The sequence below is a fragment of the Thioalkalivibrio sp. K90mix genome (assembly GCF_000025545.1).
Taxonomy (GTDB): domain Bacteria; phylum Pseudomonadota; class Gammaproteobacteria; order Ectothiorhodospirales; family Ectothiorhodospiraceae; genus Thioalkalivibrio.
In genome coordinates, this window is the sequence record NC_013889.1 from 265505 (window position 1) to 289723 (window position 24219).

Genomic DNA, 24219 nt, shown 5'->3' on the forward strand with positions numbered 1-24219 from the left:
GGCCGTCGGGGAGGACACGATGCACCGGATCGACCAGCCCATCATCGCCTTTCGCCGCTCGGATGCCCCGCAGGGCGAGGGCGCGTCCGGCGGTGACGACCACCCGCTGGGCAAGCGCATCCCGTCGCGCCCCGAGGGCGAGCTCGAGTCGGTCACCGAGAAGGTGCGCTACTGGACCCAGGGCGGGCCGCAGACGGTCTATCTGGTGGTCAGCTTCGTAGCCGTCTCCGGCACGGTCAGCGGCGAGCGCGTCACCATCGAGCGCCCGATCGAGTTCTTCCTGCCCACCGGGCAGCACTCCGAGTCCTACCAGTGGATCTCCGCCACCATGCGCAGCCTGTCGCTGGCGGCCCGCGGGGGCTACGCCGCCCGCGCCCTGCGCGACCTGCGCAAGGTCACCTGGGACCGCGGCCCGGTCCGCAGCGGCACCAACGACTACGGCAAGCCTCTCTACCATCCCTCCGAGGTCGCCGCCATCGCCCACGCCCTGCAACAGATCCTACAGCGGCGCGGCTTCCTCGACCCGGACGGCCACCCGCGCCCGCTACGCGACTTGGCCGCCACCTACCGCGACAACGCTCGGACCGCTCGGCCTCCTGATATGCCCACTTTGGAGTTGCCGCAGTCCATGCCGATGGGCGCGTCCCTCTGCCCACAGTGCGGCGACCACCTCGAGATTGTCGACGGTTGCCCCACCTGCCGCGACTGTGGTTACTCCAAGTGCTAGCTCTAAGCTTGGATTGAATTGGAGTAAATGATGCGGTTGTGCCCTGCACTCACTGAGTATCACAACCGATCGTAAAGGGGTGGTGGTCGAGGGCAAAAGCCAGCTCAATGACAATGAACCGTTCCCGTGGAGTTGTCTCGGTGACAGCACTGGCCTGGGGGCGAGCTTTTCCGACAGCCACCTCCGTGATTGACGGTGCTGCTCGCATCGATCACCACCGCGGTCATTGGTGCTGGTGCCGCGAGCGCTGGAACGCTCATAAGGGCTGCTATCGCAGCTAAAACGAGAACCCGCATTCGATACCCCCTGTTGTTTTTTGCCACGTTCGGTGGATCTACCTTTTTCGGTATATGCCCACCACCTTGTGATCATATCCCGATATTTCCCGTCGCTAATAGCTGGATCAGGTCTCACGCATCCCGGCATGATGCAGCGGACGCGAAGGGCATATCGGAATCGAGCACATCCAGACGGAGGACACCATGAGCCACATTTCCGCCGTCTAACCGAGTCTAGAACAGTTCTGCGCGTCCCGTTGGCCTGCTAAATCCGAAGGTGGAGCCCATTCCCGCATTCACCAGAGTGGGCAGCCACTCGGCTGGCACGGGGCGCCATGGAAATCTCGACGGCGGTCTCGTACTCTGGCCCGCCATTCGTCCACACCCTGCGGGAGACCTCGTGGCCCATATACTGAATCCGTACGCCGACGATCAGCCCGAGCCGAAGCACATCGTCCTGCGTGCTCGCAGTGGCGAGGCGGTTTCGGCCAACTTCACCCTGCAGGATCGGCGGGGCCGCCAGAGCGCGGCGGAATACCTGTTCCATCTCTATTCCACGATCAAGCAGAAGTTGGACGAGCCGGTCCTGGATACCGCTGCGCCATCGCCGGACGACCAGGCCGCCATGCAGCGGCTGATCCTGTACTCGGCCGGCGCCCACGACACCATGTTCGGCACCTTCAATGCCTCCAGTGCCTCCTCGGAGATGCCGGAGGAGGAGCGCAACGAGTTCGTGGAAATCTTCCTGCTGGCTTGCGCCACCGTCATCGAGGGTCAGCGGATCACCGTCGACCTCCAGCGCGGCCTCGTCACCGCCGAGACGGCCTGAGCGGCATGTAGTGGTCAAGCGATTTCGGACACCTCGATAGGAGGTTCGGCTGTCCATTTTCGCTCGTAGGCGTTGGGCGACAGGTAGCCCAGGGTTGAGTGCCTTCGGCGCTCGTTGTAGAAGCCGACGATGTAGTCGGTGATGTCCCGGGTGGCCTCGCCGTGATTGGCATAGTCCCGTCGCCAGACGCGCTCCGTCTTCAGGTTCAGGAAGAAGCGCTCGGCCACCGCATTGTCCCAGCAGTTACCCCGCCGGCTCATGCTGGCCCGGGCGCCGTGCTGCACCAGCAGACGCCGCCAGGCGTCGCTGGTGTACTGACAGCCCTGGTCGGAGTGCACCAGCAGCCCCGGCTCGGGTTGCCGGCTCTGCAGCGCCATGCGTAGCGCACTGCAGGCCAACTCGGCATCCAGCCTTCGGCTCATGGACCAGCCCACCACCTTGCGGTTGAACAGGTCCAGCACCGCCGCCAGATACGTCCAGCCGGTGCGGGTCCGGATGTAGGTGATATCCGTCACCCAGGCCGCGTTCGGGCGCGATGGCTGGAACTGCCGGTCCAGGTGGTTTTCCACCACCGGCGCGGTCGCATCCCGCTGGGTGGTCACGACGAACGCCCGCTTCCAGACCGGGCGCAGGCCCTGTTCCCGCATCAGACGGCGGACCCGGTAGCGGCCCACCGTCACACCGTCCGAACGCAGGGCGGCCTGCACACGGCGGCTGCCGTAGGTCCATTCCGACTGCTCGAACGCCTCCTTGACCCGTGCCTCCAGTGCACACGGCTGGCGCGGCCGCCGGCGGCGCGTCTGCGCCGCGTAGTAGCCCGACCGGTTCACCTCCAGCAGATCACACACCCGCTTCACCGGAGCCTTCTTCGCCAGCGTCGTGATGCAGCGAACCATCACAGCAGTTCCCGGGCGAAGAAGGCCGAAGCCTTTTTTAGTAGGGCCTTGTCCTCTCGCAGTCGGCGGTTCTCTTCCTCCAGCTCCCGGATCCGGCGTTGCTCCGGCGTCAGGGGGCGACCATCACCCGCCTCGCCGGATCGATCCGCCTTGAGCTGCTCGACCCAGCGCCGGACCGCCGTCTCGCCGACCCCCGTATCCCGCACCACCTGCGGCACACCCTGGCCCTCGTCCACCACCATCCGGGCAACCCGAAGCTTATACTCCGGATCAAAATTCCTGCGTCCCATATCGTCTCCTCGATCAGATCCTCATCATTCCACCGATCGAGGTGTCCACCAACATTAGACCAGCACAGCACGGCCCGGCGTTGAAAGACTGTTTCGGGGACAAAAGGCAAGGTTTGACCCCGGGATTTGGGAAGGGAACCGGGGCGGCTGAGCGGCAGCCAAGGGGTTGAGAACAGGGGTGGATTCATGGCCGAAGGGGGCGCAATGGTTGCTAGACTGGCCCCAGAACGAGAACCAGAAAGACACCAGGGGGACGCATGGGGAAACCAACATTCCAGTACCACCCGGTCCGTTACGCCAAGCACATGCGGCCGGCGTTCGAGATGACCGCCGACCAGTTCTATGGGCATAGCGGCGGCGACCGCGAAGAACTTGGCGGCCTGCTGGCAAGTACAGTTTTCGGGGAAGTAGCCCGCCGGCTGATCGAGGCTGACCCGCACCCCACCGTGCCAGCAGACCCGGACCAATGGGGACAGCACCAGGAAATGGTATTCGGCGCCTACCAGTCCTCCCTGACCAACGGCGAGAACATCTTCCATATCCAGCCCGCGCTGGCCGACATGTTCACGAAGACCGACGTGGACCAGATAGCCGTCGACCAGTTGCGGCTGCCCTTCGATGCGTTCTACCTGCACTTCGGCCAGGTGGATGGCTTACAGCTACCAAGCCGGGGCCGCTACATCGACGGCGCCTACGTGCAAGACGGGGAAGTCCTGATGATCTGTTTCACGGCTGCGGATCCAGGTTTGGACTATGCCGAGCCGTTGCCTGTCGCGCGGTTCATGGCCGCCGATGAACAACTGGAGTTCGTCCTGGGTGGCGAACCGGGAATGACTGTCGGCCAGTCCATCCAAGACGCCCAGCGGGACTTCACCCGCGTGGATCACCTGCGGGAGGTCTACACCCAATGGGAGCCCGCCTTCCCGGCCGCGACGCGCCTTCTGATGAACGCGCTTTGCTACCTGGGCTCACCGCACCGGGAGGTCAACGAACGATTTTCCGACGACACCCCAAAGACCATAGCCCGCAAGTACGCCAGCGCCACCAGTCGCAAACAAAGGGACCGCGTGCTGAGCAAGGCCAAGGCTCAAGGCTTCCGACGAATCCAGTTCCTTGGGGATTCCATCCAGGGCGCGGCGGCTGTTCGTGGCGGCGGCGAGGTTTCCCCGCACTGGAGGCGCGGACACTGGCGAAACCAGGCCCACGGCCCGGAGCGAAGGCAACACCGGCTGGTCTGGATTCAGCCCACCATCGTGAAGGGCGACCAGGGCGCCCCGGTGAAGGGAAAGCACCTGTACGAAGTGGACAGCAAGCCGGGCGAATGAGGGCTACCCGTCACGCCAGCCACAACGAAAAAGCCCCGGAAGCCGAAGCCGCCGGGGCGTGAAGGTGGTGGGCCCACCAGGACTTGAACCTGGAACCAACAGATTATGAGTCTGCTGCTCTAACCAGTTGAGCTATAGGCCCTGAACTGTCTGCGGGGCATTTCGTGCCGTTCCTGGAAGCTGCTTCCCATCTGCTTCCCAGCGGCGCGCCCCATCGTTTCGATCCGCCTTGAGCGTCTGCAAGGCGCTGAATTGTCTACGTTATTTCTGCTTTCGTCCTTGTCCATCAAGGGATTATGAGTCGACTGCTCTAACCAACTGAGCTACAGGCCCGTATTCGGGGAGGGTACAAACGACTGCGGCGCCATTCTACCCGGAAAGGGAGAGATGGCGCCGCATCGGCAGGGCAGGTTCCGGCCGTTCGGCCGGGACGCCGGTTATTCGGCGTCGGTGTAGGTGCGCAGCAGTTCGGCGCGGGTCGGGTGACGCAGCTTGCGCAGGGCCTTGGCCTCGATCTGGCGGATGCGCTCGCGGGTGACGTCGAACTGCTTGCCGACTTCCTCGAGGGTGTGGTCGGTGTTCATGTCGATGCCGAAGCGCATGCGCAGGACCTTGGCCTCGCGCGGGGTCAGCGTGGACAGGATCTCGCGGGTGGCCTCGGACAGGCTCTCGCGCGCGGCGGAGTCGGATGGCGAGGCGACCTTCTCGTCTTCGATGAAGTCGCCCAGGTGGGAGTCTTCGTCGTCGCCGATCGGGGTCTCCATGGAGATCGGTTCCTTGGAGATCTTGAGCACCTTGCGGATCTTGTCCTCGGGCATCTCCATGCGTTCGGCCAGCTCTTCCGGCGTGGCCTCGCGGCCCATCTCCTGCAGCATCTGGCGGGAGACGCGGTTGAGCTTGTTGATCGTCTCGATCATGTGCACCGGGATGCGGATGGTCCGGGCCTGGTCCGCGATGGAGCGGGTGATGGCCTGGCGAATCCACCAGGTGGCGTAGGTCGAGAACTTGTAGCCGCGACGGTATTCGAACTTGTCCACGGCCTTCATCAGGCCGATGTTGCCTTCCTGGATCAGGTCGAGGAACTGCAGGCCGCGGTTGGTGTACTTCTTGGCGATGGAGATCACCAGGCGCAGGTTGGCCTCGACCATCTCCTTCTTCGCGCGGCGGGCCTTGGCCTCGCCGATGGACATGCGGCGGTTGATCTCCTTGATCTCGGAGATGTTCAGGCTGGCCTCGTGTTCGATCTCGGCGAGTTTCTTCTGCAGGCGCACGATCTCGTCCTCGTGCTCGGCCAGGGCAGTGGTGTACTTGCCCTTGGCCTTGCAGGCCTGCTTGATCCAGTCGAGGTTGGTCTCGTTCTTCGGGAAGCTGTCGATGAACGACTTGCGCGGCATCTGCGCCTGGTTCACGGCCAGTTCCATGATGCGGCGCTCATGGCTGCGGATGCGGTCGATGGTGCCGTGCAGCTTGGTGGTCAGCTGGTCCACCATGCGCGGCACCAGCTTGAACTCCATGAAGTACTTGGCGGTGGCCTCGCGCGCGGTGGCGTAGGCCTTGCGGTCGCCCTTTTCGAAGGCCTTGTGCGCCTTGGCGTGCAGCTTGCGCAGCTTGTTGAAGCGCTCGCGCGCCTCTTCCGGGTCGGGGCCGGTGTCCACCGGTTCGGCGTCTTCTTCCTCGGCGTCTTCGACCTCTTCCACGATCGCGTCCAGCTCCGGCGAGGCCTCGGCGGCCGCGGCCTTCTGGGCTTCCTCGGCCTTCTGGGCGTCTTCCGGGGAGACCAGCCCGCGCGCGACGGCTTCGCCATCCAGCGGGTTCTTCGGGTCGATGAAGGAGACCACGAGATCGGTCAGACGGCCGTTGTTCTCGACGATCTGGTCGTACTCGCGGATCAGGTGTTCGATCGCGCCCGGGTGATGGGCGAGCGCGAACAGGACCTGCATCAGGCCCTCTTCGATACGCTTGGCGATGCGGATCTCGCCTTCGCGGGTCAGCAGTTCGACCGTGCCCATCTCGCGCATGTACATGCGCACGGGGTCGGTGGTGCGACCGAAATCGGAATCGGCCGAGGCGAGCGCGGCCACGGCGTCTTCGGCGTCCTCGTCGGCGGAGACGGAGCCATCGGACAACAGCAGGCTGTCGGCGTCCGGGGCCTGCTCGTGCACCGCGATGCCCATGTCGTTGATCATCGCAATGATGTCCTCGACCTGGTCGGAGTCGATGATCGAGTCGGGCAGGTGGTCGTTGACCTCGGTATACGTGAGGTATCCCTGCTCCTTGCCCTTGGCAATCAGTTCCTTGAGCTGGGATTGTTGCTCTTCACGGTTCATGGACGTCGTACTCCGAGGTGCCTGGGTCGCTGAATGGGTCGTAGAAAAATCAATCCTACATTGTAGCAGAAGATTCTTATATTGCCGGGATTCGCCCGCCAAACCCTCTGCCGGGTCGCGGAAATCCCGACAAGAGATCTGGGGGCAGGTTTTTCGATTTCAATGAGTTACGGCCTTCGATGGGCGCACTTCGGGGGAGCCTAACCGGTGTTTGTCTTCTGCAGTAATGCAGTAAGACGCGCGAGTTCCTCGCGTTGTTCCGTAGCGAGCCCGCCGTCTGCGCGAGTGAGTTCACGAATCCGCGTGCGTGCCTGCTGCAGCAGGAGCTGGCGGGCACAGTCCATGGCCACCTGTTGGGTCACCTTCGGGTCGCCATCGCCAAGTTCCCGGGCGGCCAGGGCCTGCAGGCGGTTGAAGTGGCGATCATCACGGAAGCGTTCCAGCAGATGGGCGCTGCTGCAGCCGGGGCGCTCTTGCAGGGCCTCCAGCAGCTTGCCCAGCGTTTGCGCGGCGGTGCCGGGGAAGGCCGTGAGGTCGGCCAGTTCGGACTGGGACCACTCGAGCTCGGGGTGCTGCAGGATACGTGCAAGCAGCGCCCCCCACAGGGCGGAGGGTGTCTCCCGCGCGGCGCCCGCCGGCTCGGCGGATGGTGCCTCGGGAATGTCCGAGGGTCCGGAGGCCGGGCCCGTCGCACGGACGTTCCCGTCCTCGGCCTCGCGCAGTTGCTCGCCCAGCCGCTCCGGGCTCAGGTGGGTCTCCTGGGCGACACGCTCGACCAGCTGGTCGCGGAACAGCGGGTCACGGGTGGTGGCGACCAGCTTCATCGCGGCATGCGCGAAGCGGGTGCGGCCTTCGGCGGTGTCGGTCGGGTGTTCCTCGCGCAGTAGCCGGACAAGCGTCTCGGACAGGGGCAGGGCAGCGGCCAGCCGCCCTTCCCAGCCGGCGAGGCCATCGCGGAGGACCAGGCTGTCGGGGTCGTCGCCCTCGGGCAGGAACAGTACGCGCACCTCGCGCAGGCCCTGGATCGCGGGCAGGGCCTCGGCCAGCGAGCGCCAGGCCGCCCGGCGCCCGGCGGCGTCGCCATCGAAACACAGGGTGATGCGCGAGACCTGGCGGAACAGGCTGTCCAGGTGGGCGCGGGTCAGGGCGGTGCCCATGCAGGCCACCGCGCGCCGAAAACCGGCGCGCGCCAGCCCGACCACGTCCATGTAGCCCTCGACCACGACGATGTCATCCAGCCGGGTGCCGGCCTTGCGCGCCTCGAACAGGCCGTAGATGGTCTGTCCCTTGTGGAATACCTCGCTCTCCGGGCTGTTCAGGTACTTCGGCTCGCCGTCCTCGATCAGGCGCCCGCCGAAGCCGGTGATGCGCCCGCGCCGGTCGCGGATCGGGAACATGATGCGCGCGCGAAAGCGTTCGCGGATGCCGCCGTCGTCGCGCCGTGCGGCCAGGCCGGCATCCACCAGCTGCTGCGGGCTGAAGCGTGGCTGGAGTGCCTCGATCAGGCCCGAGGGCGGGGCCCAGCCGATCTGGTAGTCGCGGGCGGTGTTGCCGTCGATGCCACGGTTCTTCAGGTACTCGACGGCCTTCGGCGTCTGGCGCAGCTGCTGCACGTAGTATTCGGCCGCCGCGTTCAGGGCCTCATACAGCGGCGCGTGAGCCTCGCGTTTGTCGTCCCCTCCGGCCTCGCGCGGGACCTCGAGTCCGGCCTGCTCGGCCAGCTGCTCGACCGCCTCGGGGAAGCTCAGGTTCTCGTACTCCATCAGGAAGCTGATGGCGGTGCCGTGTGCCCCGCAGCCGAAGCAGTGGTAGAACTGCTTTTGCGGCGAGACATAGAACGACGGCGTCTTCTCGCCGTGGAACGGACAGCAGGCGGCGAACTCGCGCCCGGCCTTCTTCAGGCTCACGCGGCGCTGGATCACCTCGACGATGTCGCTGCGCTCAAGCAACTCGTCGATGAATGCCTGGGGGATGAGACCTGCCATGGTGTCGCCGGCTATTCCTCGGGGGTGTGCTCGTCGTCAGGTTCGCATGATAGCCCAGCGGTGGGCCGCAACACGTCATGGCTGGGTGTTGCGCCCGCCGCGGCGAGCTGCGGGCGAGTCCCGGTGGTCTCCGGGGCGGATGCCGGGGTTGCCCGTGGAGATCGCCACGTCGCTTCGCTCCTCGCGATGACGGGTTATTCGGGGCTGCAAATAAAACGGGCCCCGTGAGGGGCCCGTTTCAAGGTTCCGCCGAAGGGCGGGTCAGGCGGCCTGGCGCAGGTTGGCCAGCAGGCCCCGGAGTTCGGAGGCCTTGGGCTTCACCAGCCAGAACGAGCCCTGGTAGTGGTCGAACTGCTCGAGGATTTCGCGGCCCCAGGCACTGTCGGTCTCGTGCACGAACTCGGTGATGAGCTCTTCGAGATAGTTGCGGTGGGCCTCCATGTCCTCGGTGTCGAGGCGGTGCAGGTCGATCAGCTCGTTGTTGATGCGGTCCGGGAAGTCGTTCTCCCGGTCCAGCACGAACGCGAAGCCGCCGGTCATGCCCGCGCCGAAGTTGATGCCGGTATTGCCCAGCACCACCATCACGCCACCGGTCATGTACTCGCAGCCGTGGTCGCCGATGCCTTCCACCACGGCGATCGCGCCGGAGTTGCGCACGCCGAAGCGCTCGCCGCACTGGCCGGCGGCGAACAGCTTGCCGCCGGTCGCGCCATACAGGCAGGTGTTGCCCATGATGGTGGTGTCCTGGCTGGCGAAGCTCGAGCCCTCCGGCGGACGGATCACCAGCTTGCCGCCGGTCATGCCCTTGCCGACGTAGTCGTTGGCATCGCCTTCCAGGTACAGGTGCAGGCCGCCGGCGTTCCAGACGCCGAAGCTCTGACCGGCCGTGCCCTTCATGCGCACGGTGATCGGGGCGTCGGACATGCCCTGGTTGCCGTGGCGCTTGGCGATTTCGCCGGACAGGCGCGCGCCGATCGAGCGGTCGGTGTTGGCGACGTCGAAGTGGTACTCGCCACCGGCCTTGTTCTCGATCGCCTCGAGCATCTCGGCGACCATCTTCTCGGCCAGCTCGCCCTTGTCGAACGGCTCGTTCTTCGGCTCCTTGCAGAAGCGCGGCTTGTCGTCGAGATCGCCGCTGGCCAGCAGGCCGTTCAGGTCCAGGTGCTGCTGCTTCGGCGTCTCGCCCGGCAGGATCTCCAGCAGATCGGTACGGCCGATCAGGTCCGTCAGGCTGCGCACGCCCAGCTTCGCCATCCACTCGCGGGTCTCGCGGGCGACGAACTGGAAGTAGTGCATGACCATCTCGGGCAGGCCGATGAAGTGGTTCATGCGCAGCACCTTGTCCTGCGTGGCCACACCCGTTGCGCAGTTGTTCAGGTGGCAGATGCGCAGGTATTTGCAGCCGAGCGCGACCATCGGGCCGGTGCCGAAGCCGAAGCTCTCCGCACCCAGGATCGCCGCCTTGATCACGTCGAGGCCGGTCTTCAGGCCGCCGTCGGTCTGCAGCCGCACCTTGTCGCGCAGGTCATTGCCGCGCAGGGTCGCGTGGGTCTCGGTCAGGCCCAGCTCCCACGGGGTGCCGGCGTACTTCACCGAGGTCAGAGGACTGGCGCCGGTGCCGCCGTCGTAACCGGAAATGGTGATCAGGTCGGCGTAGGCCTTGGCGACGCCGGCGGCGATCGTGCCGACCCCGGCCTCGGAGACCAGCTTCACCGAGACCAGCGCATCCGGGTTGACCTGCTTGAGGTCGAAGATCAGCTGCGCCAGGTCCTCGATGGAGTAGATGTCGTGGTGCGGTGGCGGCGAGATCAGGGCCACGCCCGGATTCGAGTAGCGCAGCTCCGCGATCATCTTGTTGACCTTGTGGCCCGGCAGCTGGCCGCCTTCGCCGGGCTTCGCGCCCTGGGCGACCTTGATCTGCAGCACCTCGGCGTTGACCAGGTAGTGCGGGGTCACGCCAAAGCGGCCGGAGGCCACCTGCTTGATCTTGGACATGCGCTCGGTGCCGTAGCGGGAGACGGCCTCGCCGCCCTCGCCGGAGTTGGAGCGCCCGCCGAGGCGGTTCATCGCGGTGGCGAGGGCCTCATGGGCCTCCGGCGACAACGCGCCCAGGCTCATGCCGGCGGAGTCGAAGCGCGGCAGGATCTCGGCCTCGGGCTCGACCTCGTCCAGATCGATCGGCTCGATGTCGTCGCGGACCTTCAGCAGGTCGCGCAGCACGGTCACCGGGCGCTCGTTCACCAGGTCCGCGTATTCCTGGTACACGCCGTAGTCGCCGGACTGCACGGCGCGATGCAGGGTCTGGATCACGTCCGGGTTGTAGGCGTGGTACTCGCCACCGTGGACGTACTTCAGCAGGCCGCCCTGGCCGGCGCTCTTGCGCGGGTTCCAGGCGCGCTTCGACAGCGTCTCCAGGTCCGCCTCGATGTCGGCGAAGCGGGTGCCCTTGATGCGGCTGGTGGTGCCGGTGAAGCAGGTGTCCACGACCTCGTCGGCCAGACCGACGATCTCGAACAGCTGGGCGCCGCGGTAGCTGGCGATGGTAGAAATCCCCATCTTCGACAGGATCTTGAACAGGCCCTTGTTGATACCGCGGCGGTAGTTCTGCGCCAGGGTCAGCGGGTCCGCGTTCGGGATCTCGCCGGACTCGCACATGCCGTGCAGCGCGGAGTAGGCCAGGTAGGGGTAGATCGCGGTGGCGCCGTAGCCGAGCAGCACCGCGAAGTGGTGCGGGTCGCGCACGGTGGCGGTCTCGGCGACGATGTTGGCATCGGTGCGCAGCTTGGCGCGGATCAGCGCGTGGTGCACCGCGCCCACGGCCAGCGCGGCCGGGATCGGGCGGCGTTCCGGGTCGATGCCGCGATCCGACAGCACCAGCACCACGGCACCGCCGCGCACGGCCTCGACCGCGTTTGCGGTCAGGGCCTTCACGGCGTCCTCCAGGGAGCCGGCATGGACGTCGTAGTTGAGGTCCATGCGCTCGACGCGGAAGGCGTCCTCGGTCTGGTTGCACAGCTCGCGGAACTTGGCCTCGGACAGCACCGGGGAGTCGGACACCAGGCGGTGGGCGTGGTCCGGGGTCTCCTCGAACAGGTTCTGCTCGCGGCCGAAGCAGGTTTCCAGCGACATCACGATGCTTTCGCGCAGCGGGTCGATCGCCGGGTTGGTGACCTGGGCGAACTGCTGGCGGAAGTAGTCGAACAGTGAGCGGGTGTGGCGGGAGAGCACGGCGAACGGGGTGTCGTCCCCCATCGAGCCCACGGCCTCCTGACCGGCCTCGGCCAGCACGCGCAGGATCTGGTCGCGCTCCTCGAAAGTCACGTCGAACAGCTTCTCGTAGGTCTCCAGGCGCTCGGGCGGCATCGGCTCGCCGGAGAACAGCTGGTTATCGTCCAGCTGGCTCTTCAGGTGCTTCACGTGGGCGCGCAGCCACTGGCGGTAGGGCTGGCGCGTGCGGTTGATGCGATCGACGTCCTCGGGCTGCAGCAGCTCGCCGGACTCGGTGTCCACGGCCAGCATCTGCCCGGGCTTCAGGCGGCCCTTGGCGACCACGTCCTCCGGGGCGTAGTCGTACACGCCGATCTCGGAGGCCAGGGTGATGTGGCGGTCCTTGGTGATCACATAGCGCGCCGGGCGCAGGCCGTTGCGGTCCAGGGTGCAGGCGGCGTAGCGGCCGTCGGTCAGCACGATCCCGGCCGGGCCGTCCCAGGGCTCCATGTGCATGGAGTTGTATTCGTAGAAGGCGCGCAGGTCGGAGTCCATGTGCGCGACGTTCTGCCACGCCGGCGGGACCAGCAGGCGCATTGCGCGGAACAGGTCCATGCCGCCGGCCAGCAGGACCTCCAGCATGTTGTCCAGGCTCTGCGAGTCGGAGCCTTCCAGGTTGACCAGCGGCTCCAGTTCGGCCAGTTCCGGCAGGTTCTCGGTGGCGAACTTGTGCTGGCGTGCGACCGCCCAGTTGCGGTTGCCCTGCACGGTGTTGATCTCGCCGTTGTGGGCGAGGAAACGGAACGGCTGCGCCAGGCCCCACTGCGGGAAGGTGTTGGTGGAGAAGCGCTGGTGGAACACGCAGATCGAGGTCTCCAGCTCCGGGCGCTGCAGGTCGCGGTAGAACACCGGCAGGTTTTCCGGCATCACCAGGCCCTTGTAGGAGACCACGCGCGCGGACAGGCTCGGCACGTAGAACACCGGGTCGTCGCCCATTGCGATCTCGGCGCGCCGGCGCACCACGAACAGCGCGCGCTCGAAGGCGTCGCCGTCCATGTTGGCCGGGGCGTTGATGAACACCTGCAGGATGTGCGGCTGGCTCTTCAGGGCCTCGGCCCCGCAGGCGTCTTCCGGGTTCACCGGGACCTCGCGCCAGCCGGCAAGCGAAAGCGGCCCGCGCTCGATCGCGTTCTCCACGGCGGCACGCGTCTCGGCGATCCGGTCCGGGTTGATGAACACGATGCCGGCGGCGAAGCGCTCCGCCAGTTCGATGTTCGACTCCGAGGCCAGGGTGCGCAGGAAGGCCTCGGGGGTCTTCATCAGCAGCCCGCAGCCGTCGCCGGTCTTGCCGTCGGCGGCGATCGCGCCGCGGTGGGTCATGCGTTCCAGGGCCTTGATTGCGGTGTCCACCACCCAGTGGCTGGCCACGCCGTCCATGTGCGCAATGAGGCCGAAGCCGCAGTTGTCGCGCTCGAATTCGGGGCGGTAGAGGGTGCCGTTCAGTTGGTTCTGTCGCATCGGTGAACTCCGGTCACGGCGCGCGAAGGGCGGGCCGTCGGGCTGGAAAAGAACACGAAAAAAGGCGCAGGAATATAGCCGAACCGTCATTCTCCCGGCAAACCGGGGCCGGTCAAGTAGGCACGGGGAGGTGCGGGTTGGCGGGTGCCGACGTGGCGAGTCTACTCGCGTGCCACGCCTTGCACGGAGCCGATGGAGCGGATCCAGGGGCCTTCGTTGCGTACCGCCTCGGGCAGGTCCGACGCCGCGCCTTCGGCGGCCTCGCGACTGGCAAACGATCCAGCCAGCACGACCACAAAGTCGCGATTGTTCACCCGCGTGGGGATGTAGCGGATGCCGCCAAGGTTGTGGCGATCCGCATAGCCGCGAGCAGTGGACATGTCCGGGGCCGCGATCAACTGGATGGTGAACGCATCGGAGGACTGGCTGCCGAGCCACTCCAGGTCGCCGCGCAGGCGCTCACTGTCGCCATCCTCGTCGGCCAGGGCCTCGGTCGTCGTCTCCGGTTCCGGTTCCGGTTCCGGTTCTGGCTCCGGCTCCGGCTCCGGCTCCGGTGCTGGTTCGGGCTCGGGTTCAGGCTCCGGAGCGGGTTCTGGCTCGGGCTGTGGCTCGGGCTGTGGCTCGGGCTGTGGCTCGGGCTGTGGCTCGGGCTGTGGCTCGGGTTCCGCGGCCGGTTCGGCTTCAATGCCGGCAATCGGATCGCCGCTCGGGCGTTCCTGGCCGGGCAGGGGTTCGATGTCCGGGCTGGTCAACGTGTCGTCGGTATGCTCCAGCGGGTCGGGCGCGACCAGGTCGTCCTGGTCGGGGGATGCCGGGGGCCGGGTTTCGGGCAACGGGAGTTCGACGACCTCCTGTTCCGCCTCGGTATCGCCACCGTCCATCAGCTGCAGGGCGACGGGGGCGGCAATGCCGATAGCGACCGTGGCGGCCACCGCCGGCACAAACCAGCGCTGGTTCCAGAAGGGCGCGGCGCGCTTTTCCTCTGGGGGGGCGTCGAGTTCGTGCTCCGGTGGCCACTCCGGTTCGTCATCGGCGTCCGTGTGCGCGAGGGCCTCGGCGGCCGGAGTGAATTCGTCCTCTTCGCGCTGGGCGCGAAGCACGGGTTCGGCGTCGTTTTCGCGATCGAGGTCAGCATCGGAGTCGATGGTGACGCCCGCTGGCTCGCGTGTCGTGGGTGACGACGCCTCTTCGCGTTCGGCCTCGTCACCCAGCGCAATGCCGGGCGCTGTAGTGCCGGCTGCACTGGCGGCATGGCGTTCGCTGCGGCAGTGACGCTCCAGGATCTGGTTGGCCTCGCGGTTCAGGTTGCCGGGCAGGCCCTGGCTGGTGGTCTGCAGGTGATGGATGGTCTCCTGGTCAAGCAGACGATCGGGGTCGTCCAGGCCTGCCGCCTGCAGGCGGTGGCGCAGGTAGGCGCCGGTCTGCTCGAGGTTGAAGGCCCGCAGATTGACCCTTGTGACTTGGTCCTCGTCGGAGGGATCGGGCAGGTACAGGCGGCGGCGGAGCAGGCCGCCGGAGCCCACGAGTACCACGCGCGGCGCGCGGCCCTGGGACTCGAGCACCTCGCTGCGCATGCGCATCAGGTTGTTCACGATGTCGGTGCCGACGAGGTGGGCGTCGTCCATCGCGATCACCGGATCGCGGCCGAGGGCCACCCGCTCGGCCAGCAGTTCGGTCAGGGGGCGATCCGGGTCATCGGCATTGTGCGAGCGCAGGTAGTTGCGAATGGTGTTGTCCACCGATTCGAACTGCGTGTTGATGCGCGCGCGAAAGGCGATCAGCTCGAAGGGCTCGGGCAGCATGGCCAGCAGGCGCATCAACTGCAGGCTGCGCCCGGAGCCGTTTTCGCCGGTCATGATCACGATGGCACCCGGGGCATCGAGAGCGGCGCGCGCCGACTCCAGCAGCCCGTCCAGCAACGGGTCGCTGTAGATGAAGTGTTCGTCCGGCGTCTCGTCGAACGGCGCCGTATGCAGGCCGAGCTGTTTCAGGCATTGGTCGGAGAGCGCCATGGGGTCTCAGTCTCAGGTCAGCGTGCCCAGATCGAACAGGCGGTGGTGTTCACGGATGGCGTGGCGGTCGGTCATGCCCGCGATGTAGTCGGCAATCGCGCGCTGCGGGGCATGCGGGTCGGCCTCGGCGAGTCGCTCGGCATGCCGCTGGAAATGCTCGGGCATCAGCCGCGGCTCGGAGTCGAACGCGGCGAATAGCTCCTGGATCAGCTGGCGGGCCTTGTGCATCACCGCGTGGACCTGATGGTGGTGGTACAGGTTCTCGCGCAGGAAGACCTTCAGTTCGTGTGCCTGTTCCGCCATGTCCGGGCTGAAGCGGATCAGTGGCTGGCCGGCCCGGCGGACGTCGTCCGGGGTCTCGGGCTGCTCGTGATCGATCGCGGCCTGGCTGCTTTCGATCAGGTCGGAGACCAGGGCGTCGATCATGCGGCGAACGGTCTCGTGCTGAACCCGTCGCGGCTCGAGGTCCGGGTAGCGTGCACGAACTGCCTCCAGACATTTGCGGAACAGACGGACCTCGGTCAACTGGTCCATGTCGAGCAGCCCGGAACGCAGGCCATCGTCGACATCGTGATTGTTGTAGGCGATCTCGTCGGCCACGTTGGCCAGCTGTGCTTCCAGTGATGGCTGCTGCTTTTCGAGAAAGCGCACGCCGATCGCGCCCAGATCGCGCGCCCGTTGTGGCGAGCAGTGCTTGAGGATGCCCTCGCGCGTCTCGAAGGTCAGGTTGAGGCCGTCAAACTCCGCGTAGTGACGTTCCAGCAGGTCGACGATCCGCAGCGACTGCAGGTTGTGTTCGAAACCCCCGTACGCCTTCATGCAGTCGTTCAGCGCGTGCTGGCCGGCATGACCGAAGGGGGTATGACCAAGATCGTGTGCGAGCGCGATCGCCTCGACCAGGTCCTCGTTCAGGTTCAGTGCGCGTGCGATCGAGCGTCCGATCTGCGCGACCTCCAGCGAGTGGGTCAGGCGGTTGCGGAACAGGTCGCCCTCGTGACTGATGAAGACCTGGGTCTTGTACTCCAGGCGGCGAAACGCGCTGGAATGCACGATGCGGTCGCGGTCGCGCTGGAAATCGCTGCGGTGGCGTGTTGGTGCCTCCGGGTAGGTGCGCCCGCGCGAGGCCGAGGGGTCGGCGGCGTACGGCGCGAGCCCGGAGGCCCTGTCGACCCGGGGTGTGGTGGCCAGGGCCTCAGGCGACACGGGCGCCCTCGTGCAGGGTTGCGTCCAGCGCCGACACGTCGAACTGGTCGGTGAGTTCGGCCTGGCCGATCGCCCGCAGCAGCACCAGGCGCAGGCGGCCGCTGGATACTTTCTTGTCGATCGCCATCAGTTCGCGGAAGCGCTCGGCGGTCATGGTGTCCGGGGGTTCCAGGGCCAGGCCCGCGCGCTGGATCAGGGCCTCGGCGCGCTCGCGTTCCGCTCGGCTCAGCCAGCCCATGCGTTCCGACATGCGCGCCGCCATCGCCATGCCCGTGCCCACGGCCTCGCCATGCAGCCACTGGCCATACCCCATCCCGGCCTCGATGGCATGGCCGAAGGTATGACCCAGGTTCAGCAGGGCACGGATGCCGCCTTCACGTTCGTCGGCGGCGACGATCTCCGCCTTGCAGGCGCAGGAGCGGTGGATGGCATAGGCCAGGGTCTTTGGTTCCAGCGCCCGCAGTTCGTCGATATGCGCCTCCAGCCAGGCGAAGAAATCGGCATCGCGGATCAGCCCGTATTTGATGACCTCGGCGAGCCCGGCCTGCAGCTCGCGCTCGGGCAGCGTCTTCAGGGTGTCGGTGTCGATCAGCACCGCGCGCGGCTGGTGGAAGGCGCCGATCATGTTCTTGCCCAGCGGGTGGTTGACCCCGGTCTTGCCGCCCACCGAGGAGTCGACCTGGGCCAGCAGGGTGGTCGGGATCTGCACAAAGTCGATCCCGCGCTGGTAGATCGCGGCGGCGAAGCCGGCGATATCGCCCACCACGCCCCCGCCCAGTGCGACGATGCGGCTGCCCCGGTCGAGCCGGGCCTCCAGCAGGCGGGTGATGATCGATTCCACCGTGGCCAGGGTCTTGTGCGCCTCGCCGTCGGGTAGCTCGATCCAGAGGAGCTCGCCCGCGATCCCGCACTGTTCGAGCGTTTCGCGCAGGGCCTCGCCGTACAGCGGGCCCACGGTGGTGTTCGTCACCACTGCCACGCGGCGGCCCTCCAGCGCCGGGCGCAGGGTGTCGGCAGCGGCGAGCTGGCCCGGTCCGATCCGGATGGGGTAGCTGCGCTCGCCCAGCTCGACGTTCAGGTTTTGCGTGCCGGGTGCGTTCATCAGGGGCATCATAGCGTGCGTACCGCTTTGGGCGTAAGCGTGTGCGCGGTCAGGATGGGCATCGTTTCACGGACTTTTGCAAATGGCGGCGGTTGGATTACCATAGGGAGTTCTGCATGGCTGCCCGGAGTGTTTCGGGTGGCGTTTTTGTTTTGGTAGACGAATCAGCATTCGCATCCGGAGATTGTATGCCGCACGTACGAGTTCGCGAGAATGAGCCCTTCGAGGTTGCCCTGCGCCGTTTCAAGCGCACCTGTGAGAAGGCCGGCGTGGTCGCGGAAGTCCGCCGCCGCGAGTATTACGAAAAGCCGACCACCGAGCGCAAGCGCAAGGCCGCCGCAGCGGTGAAGCGCCAGCTGAAGAAGAATTCCCGCGACATGACCCGTCGGGTGCGTCTGTACTAAGAATCGCCTTTCGGGCCTTTGGCCCGGATCGAGGACCCTTATGTCGCTCAAGGCCCGGTTGCAGGATGACGTCAAGCAGGCCATGCGGGCCCGGGAGAAGGAACGCCTCGCGGCGTTGCGCTTGATCCAGGCCGAGGTCTCGCAGTTCGAGGTCGACGAGCGGCGCGAAGCCGACGACGACGCGGTGCTGGCCATCCTGAACCGGATGCTCAAGCAGCGTCGCGACTCCATCGACCAGTACCGCAAGGGTGGCCGCGAGGACCTGGCCGAGCGCGAGGCCGCCGAGATCACCGTGATCGAGGCCTACATGCCCGAGCCGCTGGGCGATGCCGAGCTCGAGCAGATGATCGGCGAGGCGATCGCCGAGACTGGCGCGGCCGGTCCCAGTGATATGGGCAAGGTGATGGGCGTGCTCAAGCCCCGGGTCTTCGGTCGTGCCGACATGGGTGTGGTGAGCCAGAAGGTCCGGTCCGCACTGGGGCATTCTTGACCGTTACGCTCGTTTGAGCGAAACGAACCATTCCTGAACGCATGAACGGTTGAACCCCGTGGCGTCATGCCGCCGGTTCCCGTCGGAGCGAGTGATCCATGGCTTCCAATCCGATGCAGTTCCTGGACCTGCCGCGCCAGGACCCTCAGAAGACTCCCGCCGAGATTCGTATCCACGAGTTTGGCGAGATCATTGGTCAGTTCGACCCGGCGACCGCGGGGCAGCAGGCGGGCCGCTGCCTGGCCTGTGGCAATCCGTATTGCGAATGGAAGTGCCCGGTTCACAACTTCATCCCGAACTGGCTGAAGCTGGTGGAAGAGGGCAACCTGTTCGCCGCCGCCGAGCTCTCGCACAAGACTAATTCCCTGCCCGAGGTCTGCGGCCGCGTCTGCCCGCAGGACCGCCTGTGCGAGGGCGCCTGCACGCTGAACGACGGTTTTGGCGCGGTCACCATCGGCTCGGTGGAGAAGTACATTACCGACGAGGCCCTGAAGGCCGGCTGGCGCCCGGACCTGTCCGATGTCACCCCGACCGACAAGCGCGTGGCCGTGATTGGCGCCGGGCCGGCCGGCCTTGGCTGCGCCGATATCCTGGCGCGCAACGGCGTGCAGGCAGTGGTCTATGACCGCTACCCGGAGATCGGTGGCCTGCTGACCTTCGGTATCCCGCCGTTCAAGCTCGAAAAGCAGGTGATCCGCACCCGCCGCGAGATCCTCGAGGGCATGGGCGTGGAGTTCCGCCTGAATACCGAGATCGGCCGCGACATCCAGATGGACACCCTGCTGGAGGAATACGACGCCGTGTTCCTCGGCATGGGCACGTACACCGCGATGCAGGGTGGCTTCCCCGGCGAGGACATGCCGGGGGTGTACCCGGCGCTGCCGTTCCTGATCTCCAATATCCGCCAGGTGATGGGCTGGGAGCACGATGAAGACGGCTTCATCGACGTGGCCGGCCAGCGTGTGGTGGTCCTTGGCGGTGGCGACACCGCGATGGACTGCAACCGCACCTCGATCCGCCAGGGCGCGGCCTCGGTGACCTGCGCCTATCGCCGCGACGAAGAGAACATGCCCGGCTCGCGCAAGGAAGTGGTGCATGCCCGCGAAGAGGGCGTGCAGTTCGAGTTCAACGTGCAGCCGGTCGAGATCGTCGGCGACGGCAAGGTCGAGGGCGTGAAGGTGGTGCGCACCCAGATGGGTGCGCCGGACGAGCGCGGCCGCCGCCGTCCGGAGCCGGTGCCGGGCTCCGAGCATGTGATCCCGGCCGACCGCGTGCTGATCGCCTTTGGTTTCCGTCCGTCCCCGGCGGACTGGTTCGCCGAATACAAGATCGGCGTGGACGAGGGCGGGCGTGTACAGGCCGTCGGTGAGCACGCCTTCCAGACCGGCAACCCGAAGGTTTTTGCTGGCGGCGACATGGTGCGTGGCTCGGACCTGGTTGTGACCGCCGTCTTCGAGGGCCGCGAGGCCGCCGAAGGCATCCTTGAATACCTCGGCGTTTGAGTTTTTCGATGTCCCAGACCCTGAAGAATGACCGTCTGCTGCGTGCGTTGCTGCGCGAGCCCGTGGATCGCCCGCCGATCTGGATCATGCGCCAGGCCGGGCGCTACCTGCCGGAGTACCGCGAGACCCGCGCCCAGGCCGGCAGCTTCATGAATCTGTGTCAGAACCCGGAGCTGGCCTGCGAAGTCACCATGCAGCCGCTGCGCCGGTTCCCGCTGGACGCGGCGATCCTGTTCTCGGACATCCTGACTATCCCGGATGCGATGGGCCTGGGACTCTATTTCGAGACCGGCGAGGGCCCTCGTTTCCGCGACCCGATCCGTTCGCTCGAGGCGATCGAGAACCTGCCGGTGCCGGATCCCGAGCAGGAGCTGCGCTATGTGATGGATGCAGTGCGCCTCATCCGCCGTGAACTGAATGGCGAAGTGCCGCTGATCGGCTTTGCCGGCAGCCCGTGGACGCTGGCCACCTATATGGTCGAGGGTCAGGGCTCGCGCGACTTCGCCGAGACCAAGCGGCTGATGTACGGCGAACCGCAGGCGATGCACGCCTTGCTGCAGAAGGTCGCCACCGCGGTTACCGAATACCTGAACGCGCAGATTCGCGCCGGTGCGCAGGCCGTGATGGTCTTCGACACCTGGGGCGGTTCGCTTACGCCGCGCGGCTATCGCGAATTCTCGCTGGCCTACATGCAGCGCATCGTGGATGGCCTGATTCGGGACCACGACGGCCGCCGCGTGCCGGTTACCCTGTTCACCAAGGGTGGCGATGCCTGGCTCGAGGCGCAGGCCGAGACCGGTGCCGATGCGCTGGGGCTGGACTGGACGATCGAGATTGCCGAGGCCAGCCGTCGTGTGGGCGATCGCGTGGCGCTGCAGGGCAACCTCGATCCGTCGGTGCTGTACGCGCCGGATGCGGTGGTGCGCGAGGAGGCCCTGCGGGTGCTGGACGGCTTCGACCGGGACACCGGTCATGTCTTCAACCTGGGGCACGGGATTCATCCGGGGATCGACCCGGAACGGGTGGCAACCCTGGTTGAGACCGTCACCTCCTACCGCCGCGACTAAGGCAGCGGCGCCTTCCTGGCGTCAGGACGCGTCGGCCGCCGCTGGTGCGTCGGCGTTCGCGGCGGCCAGCAGCCTGTCCACGTCCGCGCGCCCTGCGCGGGCCATGGGCTTGCCGTCTACCGGCGACGGCGGCGCCTGGCGCAGCCCATCCAGCGGGAATACGGTCAGTTCAATGTCCGTGTCATTCGGCCCGCGAAAACTCAGAAACGGTACCCGCTGCTCACGCCCCTGCCGGCTGCGATAGCGGCGTTCGCCCGTCTGGCAGCGGATTCCGCGCTCGCCCAGGTCGAGGATGACCTCCTCCACCGTCTCGGCAAATGCATGCAGATTGACCAGCGGCTGGCGTTCGACGATGCCGTCCAGCAGCGGGCCGACCAGGCGGGGTTCCAGTGCCGAAAGCCGCTCCATGACGATCCGGGCGGCCTCGAGGCGTTCGCGGTAGGCCTGGCGGCTGTCGTCCGTTGCGAACAGGCGGCTGCGTTCGATCGCAGCCTCCTGAATCTCGATATTGCGCGGCATCTCGTGGCGCGGTTCGACACCCAGATGCTCGGCAGCCTTGCGCTTGGCCAGCGCGAAGTCGCGGATGCCATCGTCGAGCAGGATCCGCGCGGCCTCCTGTGCCAGTTCCTGGCGAATACGCGAGGGGCTCATCAGAACACCGACTCGGCCGGGCCCTGACCATTCTCCCCGCGGGGGCCCGCCGGGGCCTGGCCGCGTTCCGGTACCTGCTGCGGGATCAGCCACTGGATATTCGCCCCCGGGGTCTCCTCGCTTGGTGCGCGGCGGCCGTCTGGCAGGATTGCCACGCGCTGCAGGTCATCGGGACGTTCCACGGGGCGCTCCGGTGTGTCGGTCAGCACTGAGTCCATGAATCGAATCCAGAGCGGGAGCGCCGTGCGCCCACCACTCTCGCGCCGGCCCAGTTCGCGGTTGTCGTCGAACCCGACCCAGGCGGTCGCGACGATGTCGGCGTTGAACCCCGAGAACCAGGCATCGCGATAGCTGTTGGTCGTGCCGGTCTTGCCGGCGAGATCCGAGCGTCCCAGCTGCTGCGCCTGACGCCCGGTTCCTGCGGTGATTACGTGCCCCAGCATGTTGCTCATCTGCCAGGCGGCACCCGGGTCCAGCACCTGTGCCGGGTCGGTATACTGCAGCGGACCCCCGCTGGCGTTCAGGTACAGGTCCTGGCCGGCCGGGTTCTCGCAGGGTTCGGGGCAGGCGCGTTCGGTCGGGGCTGTGTAGAGGACCTCGCCGTCGTCCGTCTCGATGCGCGTGATGATCCACGGGCTGTGCAGCTTGCCGCCGGAGGCGAACACCCCGTAGGCATTGTTCAGTTGCAGGGGTGTGACCGCACCGGTGCCGAGCACCATCGACAGGTTGCTCGGGTGCTTGTCCGGATCCAGGCCGAAGCGCGGCAGCTGTTCGTGCACGCGCTGCGGTCCCAGGCTGTTGAGCAGGCGGATCGATGCCAGATTGCGTGACTGGGCAAGGGCATCGCGCATGCTCATCTCGCCCTGGAACTGCCGGGAGTAGTTCTGTGGACGCCACTCGGCCCCGAGTGCCGGATCGTCAAAAACCATCGGGGCATCGACCAGGACGCCATCCGGGCGGTAGCCATCCTGCAATGCCAGCGCGTACACCAGCGGCTTGAATGCGGAGCCGGGCTGCCGTTGCGCCTGGGTGCTGCGATCGTAGCGATTCTCGAAGAAATCGAAGCCCCCCGCGAGCGCAACGATAGCCCCATCGGCCGGCGACTGGGCGATCACCGCGCCGGTCACCTCGGGTTTTTGCGCCAGGCGCCAGCGCCCGTCGGTATAGGGCCTGACGCGGATCACGTCGCCCCGTTCGAACTCGGGGGTGCGTGCCCATTCCTGGTCGCGGGGTTCGATGGTGAGCTCGCCGATCTGGCCGCCGTCGACCTGCAGCGTGCCGTCACCTTCGCGTTCCATGACGACCGCTGGGAACAACAGGCGCCCATGCACGCCCTGTGCCTTCAGCGCACGTTCGCGGGCCTCGGCGTCGGCCATCACCTCGTCGCCAAGTCGACCCTCGGGCCCGCGGTAACCGTGGCGTTCGTCGTATTCGAGGAGACCTTCGCGAAGGGCCTGGTTGGCGGCTTCCTGGTAGCGGGAGTCGATGGAGGTATGCACCTGCAGGCCGCGCCGATAGGCGTCCTCGCCCCAGAGATTGAAGACGATCTGGCGGGCCGCCTCCGCCACCCAGTGGGCGTCGACCTCGGTCGCGGCCACGTGTCGCTCGGACGAAACCGGGCGCGCCACCGCCTCTTCGTACTCCGAGTCGCTGATCGCGCCGGTGTCCAGCATACGTCGCAGCACGTAATTGCGGCGGATCTCGGCGCGCTGGGCGCTGGCGACGGGGTTGGTCGTGGAGGGGGCCTTCGGCAGGGCTGCGAGCACCGCGATCTCGTCCAGCTCCAGTTCGTCGATGGAGCGTCCGTAATAGACCCGGGCGGCGGCCTCGATCCCGTAGGCGCGCTGGCCCAGGTAGATCTTGTTCAGATACAGCTCGAGGATCTCGTCCTTGGTCATCTCCTGTTCCATGCGAATGGCCAGGAAGATCTCGCGCAGCTTGCGCTCGTAGGTGCGGTCACGCGTCAGGAACACGTTGCGCGCCAGCTGCATGGTGATCGTGGAACCCCCCTGGCTGCGTTCGCCGCGAGTGGAGATCTCGTTGATCGCCGCTCTGGCCAGGCCAACGATGTCGACCCCGGGATGATCGTAGAAGCGCTCGTCCTCGGCCGCGATGAAGGCCTGGCGGACGCGCTCGGGGATGTCCTCGATCGGCAGGGGGATGCGGCGTTCTTCTGCGAACTCGCCCATTAGCAGGCCGTCCGCGGTGCGGACCTGCAGCGGGGTTTGCAGGCGCACGTCGCGCACCGCCTCCGCTTCGGGGAGGGTCGGGGCGTAGTGCACGTACAGGGCCGCAATGGCTGCGGATACGCCGATTCCGGCCGCCAGGATCAGCGCCAGCAACGCCGCAAAAATCTTGAGAATCGGCTTCATGACTGTAGAAAAAGTGGGGCCAAGTTAAGAATCA

16 protein-coding genes and 1 tRNA gene are annotated in these 24219 nt (G+C 66.6%); 7 read left to right on the forward strand and 10 right to left on the reverse strand.

The features are described 5' to 3' along the window. Nucleotides 1-19 precede the first annotated feature (19 nt). A complete protein-coding gene (locus TK90_RS01240; protein ID WP_012981671.1) occupies nucleotides 20-727 on the forward strand; it encodes a hypothetical protein in 708 nt (235 codons plus the stop codon). 678 nt (nucleotides 728-1405) lie between these two features. Then, nucleotides 1406-1834 (forward strand): hypothetical protein, encoded by a 429-nt coding sequence (locus TK90_RS01245; RefSeq protein WP_012981673.1) that lies wholly within the window; start codon nucleotides 1406-1408, stop codon nucleotides 1832-1834. 14 nt (nucleotides 1835-1848) lie between these two features. Here TK90_RS01245 and TK90_RS01250 read toward each other — a convergent pair. After that, a protein-coding gene (locus TK90_RS01250; RefSeq protein WP_148216238.1) for an IS3 family transposase occupies nucleotides 1849-3020 on the reverse strand; the annotation gives its coding sequence in 2 pieces (ribosomal slippage) (nucleotides 1849-2762 and nucleotides 2762-3020; 1173 coding nt in all). Between the two features lie 323 nt (nucleotides 3021-3343). Between TK90_RS01250 and TK90_RS01260 the strand changes: the two genes are divergently transcribed. Continuing rightward, entirely contained in the window at nucleotides 3344-4345 is a 1002-nt protein-coding gene (locus TK90_RS01260) for a hypothetical protein (protein WP_148216239.1), read from the forward strand. Between the two features lie 65 nt (nucleotides 4346-4410). Here TK90_RS01260 and TK90_RS01265 read toward each other — a convergent pair. The 7 genes from TK90_RS01265 to aroB form a co-directional block, all read right to left on the reverse strand. Next, nucleotides 4411-4487, reverse strand: a tRNA-Ile gene (locus TK90_RS01265). Nucleotides 4488-4782: 295 nt separating this feature from the next. Beyond that, nucleotides 4783-6672, reverse strand: a complete 1890-nt coding sequence (gene rpoD, locus TK90_RS01270) for an RNA polymerase sigma factor RpoD (RefSeq protein WP_012981677.1) — start codon at nucleotides 6670-6672, stop codon at nucleotides 4783-4785. Nucleotides 6673-6872: 200 nt separating this feature from the next. Beyond that, complete coding sequence (dnaG, locus tag TK90_RS01275) at nucleotides 6873-8657, reverse strand: DNA primase (RefSeq protein ID WP_012981678.1); 1785 nt, start codon at nucleotides 8655-8657, stop codon at nucleotides 6873-6875. 261 nt (nucleotides 8658-8918) lie between these two features. Continuing rightward, on the reverse strand, nucleotides 8919-13382 hold the full coding sequence (gene gltB / locus TK90_RS01280; protein ID WP_012981679.1) for a glutamate synthase large subunit: 4464 nt from the start codon (nucleotides 13380-13382) through the stop codon (nucleotides 8919-8921). Between the two features lie 161 nt (nucleotides 13383-13543). Next, entirely contained in the window at nucleotides 13544-15394 is a 1851-nt protein-coding gene (locus tag TK90_RS01285; protein WP_012981680.1) for an SPOR domain-containing protein, read from the reverse strand. A 12-nt stretch (nucleotides 15395-15406) separates the two neighbouring features. Next, nucleotides 15407-16597, reverse strand: a complete 1191-nt coding sequence (locus TK90_RS01290; protein WP_012981681.1) for a deoxyguanosinetriphosphate triphosphohydrolase — start codon at nucleotides 16595-16597, stop codon at nucleotides 15407-15409. Next, nucleotides 16587-17711 carry a 3-dehydroquinate synthase gene (gene aroB / locus TK90_RS01295; protein WP_012981682.1) on the reverse strand — a complete coding sequence of 375 codons (1125 nt, stop codon included), beginning with the start codon at nucleotides 17709-17711 and terminating at the stop codon, nucleotides 16587-16589. The genes TK90_RS01290 and aroB overlap by 11 nt, the downstream gene beginning before the upstream one ends. A 176-nt stretch (nucleotides 17712-17887) precedes the next feature. On the opposite strand from aroB, the gene rpsU reads away from it, so the two are divergent. The 4 genes from rpsU (at nucleotide 17888) to hemE (ending at nucleotide 21162) form a co-directional block, all read left to right on the forward strand. Next, on the forward strand, nucleotides 17888-18103 hold the full coding sequence (rpsU, locus tag TK90_RS01300; protein ID WP_012981683.1) for a 30S ribosomal protein S21: 216 nt from the start codon (nucleotides 17888-17890) through the stop codon (nucleotides 18101-18103). A 40-nt stretch (nucleotides 18104-18143) separates the two neighbouring features. Then, the gene (locus TK90_RS01305) at nucleotides 18144-18593 is read left to right on the forward strand and encodes a GatB/YqeY domain-containing protein (RefSeq protein WP_012981684.1); all 450 of its coding nucleotides are present in this window, start codon (nucleotides 18144-18146) and stop codon (nucleotides 18591-18593) included. A gap of 98 nt (nucleotides 18594-18691) precedes the next feature. Further along, the gene (locus tag TK90_RS01310; protein WP_012981685.1) at nucleotides 18692-20095 is read left to right on the forward strand and encodes an FAD-dependent oxidoreductase; all 1404 of its coding nucleotides are present in this window, start codon (nucleotides 18692-18694) and stop codon (nucleotides 20093-20095) included. Between the two features lie 8 nt (nucleotides 20096-20103). After that, entirely contained in the window at nucleotides 20104-21162 is a 1059-nt protein-coding gene (hemE, locus tag TK90_RS01315) for a uroporphyrinogen decarboxylase (RefSeq protein WP_012981686.1), read from the forward strand. Between the two features lie 21 nt (nucleotides 21163-21183). Here the strand turns inward: hemE and TK90_RS01320 are convergent, their stop codons facing one another. After that, complete coding sequence (locus TK90_RS01320) at nucleotides 21184-21813, reverse strand: hypothetical protein (RefSeq protein WP_012981687.1); 630 nt, start codon at nucleotides 21811-21813, stop codon at nucleotides 21184-21186. Further along, nucleotides 21813-24185: a penicillin-binding protein 1A gene (locus tag TK90_RS01325; protein WP_012981688.1), complete on the reverse strand. Its 2373-nt coding sequence runs from the start codon at nucleotides 24183-24185 to the stop codon at nucleotides 21813-21815. Before TK90_RS01325 ends, TK90_RS01320 begins: the two co-directional genes overlap by 1 nt. Between the last annotated feature and the right edge of the window lie 34 nt (nucleotides 24186-24219).

Bases quoted from the DNA above. Each gene is read 5' to 3' on its own strand.
- TK90_RS01325 (WP_012981688.1), bottom strand. From the start codon at position 24,185: ATGAAGCCGATTCTCAAGATTTTTGCGGCGTTGCTGGCGCTGATCCTG.
- rpsU (WP_012981683.1), top strand. From the start codon at position 17,888: ATGCCGCACGTACGAGTTCGCGAGAATGAGCCCTTCGAGGTTGCCCTG.
- TK90_RS01260 (WP_148216239.1), top strand. From the start codon at position 3,344: ATGACCGCCGACCAGTTCTATGGGCATAGCGGCGGCGACCGCGAAGAA.
- hemE (WP_012981686.1), top strand. From the start codon at position 20,104: ATGTCCCAGACCCTGAAGAATGACCGTCTGCTGCGTGCGTTGCTGCGC.
- dnaG (WP_012981678.1), bottom strand. From the start codon at position 8,657: ATGGCAGGTCTCATCCCCCAGGCATTCATCGACGAGTTGCTTGAGCGC.
- aroB (WP_012981682.1), bottom strand. From the start codon at position 17,711: ATGATGCCCCTGATGAACGCACCCGGCACGCAAAACCTGAACGTCGAG.
- TK90_RS01320 (WP_012981687.1), bottom strand. From the start codon at position 21,813: ATGAGCCCCTCGCGTATTCGCCAGGAACTGGCACAGGAGGCCGCGCGG.
- TK90_RS01305 (WP_012981684.1), top strand. From the start codon at position 18,144: ATGTCGCTCAAGGCCCGGTTGCAGGATGACGTCAAGCAGGCCATGCGG.
- TK90_RS01285 (WP_012981680.1), bottom strand. From the start codon at position 15,394: ATGGCGCTCTCCGACCAATGCCTGAAACAGCTCGGCCTGCATACGGCG.
- rpoD (WP_012981677.1), bottom strand. From the start codon at position 6,672: ATGAACCGTGAAGAGCAACAATCCCAGCTCAAGGAACTGATTGCCAAG.
- TK90_RS01240 (WP_012981671.1), top strand. From the start codon at position 20: ATGCACCGGATCGACCAGCCCATCATCGCCTTTCGCCGCTCGGATGCC.
- TK90_RS01310 (WP_012981685.1), top strand. From the start codon at position 18,692: ATGGCTTCCAATCCGATGCAGTTCCTGGACCTGCCGCGCCAGGACCCT.
- gltB (WP_012981679.1), bottom strand. From the start codon at position 13,382: ATGCGACAGAACCAACTGAACGGCACCCTCTACCGCCCCGAATTCGAG.